This window comes from Pseudoduganella sp. RAF53_2 (genome assembly GCF_052113985.1).
Taxonomy (GTDB): domain Bacteria; phylum Pseudomonadota; class Gammaproteobacteria; order Burkholderiales; family Burkholderiaceae_D; genus Rugamonas.
The window spans coordinates 1-2,145 of sequence record NZ_JBFRDW010000835.1; the positions used below are offsets into that span (position 1 = coordinate 1).

The 2,145-nt window shown below is 59.6% G+C and carries 2 protein-coding genes; both read left to right on the forward strand.

From position 1 onward, the window contains the following. A partial coding sequence (locus AB4Z11_RS30095) for a cyanophycinase (RefSeq protein WP_442029613.1) occupies nt 1-913 on the forward strand: 913 nt, incomplete at its 5' end. 78 nt (nt 914-991) lie between these two features. Then, a partial coding sequence (locus AB4Z11_RS30100; protein WP_442029615.1) for a DUF4331 domain-containing protein occupies nt 992-2,145 on the forward strand: 1,154 nt, incomplete at its 3' end.

Sequence of the window (2,145 nt, forward strand, 5' to 3'; positions counted from 1 at the left end):
CCGCAAGGCGGCGGAAGATGCGGCGCTGGCCGACAAGATCCGCAAATCCGATGGCGTGTATTTCGTCGGCGGCGACCAGGGCCGCATCACCAAGGCGCTGGTGCGCGAGGATGGCACGCATACGGCGGCGCTGGATGCGGTCTGGGATCTGTACCGCCGTGGCGGCGTGATCGCCGGCTCGTCTGCTGGCGCAGCCATCATGAGTTCGACCATGTTTTCCAATCCCAAGGCCATCCTGGCGATGCTGCAGACCGGCATCGCCGACGGCAAGGAACTGGCGCCGGGTCTGGGCTTCATCGGCGACGATATCTTTGTGGATCAGCACCTGCTGGTGCGCGGCCGATTCGCGCGCATGATTCCGGCCATGATGGCCAAGGGTTACCAGATCGGTCTGGGCATCGATGAAGACAGCGCCATGGTGGTCACCGCCAAGCGCGAGGTGGAAATCATCGGCTACAAGGGCGCCATGCTGATCGACCTGACCCGCGCCGAAACGGATAAGGAAAATCCGAATTTCAACGTCAGCAACGTCTCGATCAGCTATCTCGATCGCGGCGACAAATTCAATATCGCCACGCGCATGTTCATCCCTTCGACGGACAAGGCGGGCGGCCGGCTCGACCCGCTGCACCCGTCCAGCCGCGGCGCCGTGTTCAGCAACGATGTACTCGGCAATAGCGCCGTGGTGGATCTGATGGAGCGCCTGATCGACAGCGATCAGCAGGAGGCGGTTGGCATCGCCAGCGGCAATCCGCGCATTGACAAGACCGACATGGGCTTCGAATTCCGCTTCACCAAGACGCCTGAGAGCGTGGGGTATGTCTCAGCCGTGGCGGATGCCTATTCCATCCTGAATATCCGCCTGGACATCCGTCCCATCGAGCTCTACCGCCCGCTCTACAAATATCGCTGAAAAAATCTGAATCCAGCCGGTCCCCGGCTGCGTATATAGCCATGCTGCACCTTCCTATCCACTATCCAGGGGATGAACATGGCTACTTTGCTGAAGAGAGTGCTGGCGCTGGCGATTGCCGCCGCCGCGCTGCCACCGGCGATGGCGTCCAGCCACCGCGAAGCTCCATTCATTACCAAGAATCCGAAAGCTGATGCGACGGACTTCTATATGTTCCGTAGCTACGAGCCGGGACGCGAGCAATTCGTTACCTTAATCGCCAATTATGTTCCTTTGCAGGATGCATATGGCGGTCCGAATTTCTTCCAGATGGACCCGGACGCGCTGTACGAGATCCACATCGATAACAATGGCGATGCGAAGGAAGACCTGACCTTCCAGTTCCGCTTCACCAATACCAACAAGGACGGCGCGTTCACAGTGGGCGGGCAGAAGGTATCCATTCCACTCGTGATCAATGGCGGCCCGATTAACGACGTCAATCCCGCCGGCTTGAACGTGCGCGAGACGTATTCGGTGACCGTGGTGCGCGGCGATCGCCGTGGCGGGCAACGCGCGATGGTCAGCAATGCAGCCAACGGCAGCACAGTGTTCGATAAGCCGGTGGACAATATCGGCAACAAGTCGATTCCCAATTACGCGGCGTATGCGGCCAAGCATGTGTACACGGTGAATATTCCTGGCTGCAGTGTGCCGGCGCGCATGTTCGTTGGCCAGCGCAAGGACCCGTTTGTGGTCAATCTTGGCGAGACTTTTGACCTTATCAACATCAAGGCCCCGGCAGTGGAATTTCTGGCGAATGCCGAGAAGAATGCACGCGATGATCTGGACGATAAGAATGTGACGTCGCTGGAGCTGGAGATTGCTGCTTCCTGTCTCACGGCAGGCAATGAGCCGGTGATCGGCGGCTGGAYGACCGCCAGCTTGCGCCAGGGACGCCTGATCAATCCTCTCGGCGGCTCGCGTGATGGCGGGGCGTGGACGCAGGTGTCGCGGCTTGGCATGCCGCTGGTGAACGAGGTGGTGATTGGGCTGAAGGACAAGGACAAGTTCAATCACAGTAAGCCTTCCGGTGATGCGCAGTTTGCCACTTACGTGACCAATCCGACCTTGCCAGCCCTGGTCGAGGTGTTGTTTGGCAGCGCAGGCGCCAAGGCGCCGACCAATTTCCCGCGCAATGATCTGGTGACTGCTTTCCTCACCGGCGTGCCGGGTTTGAATCAGCCGAAGAA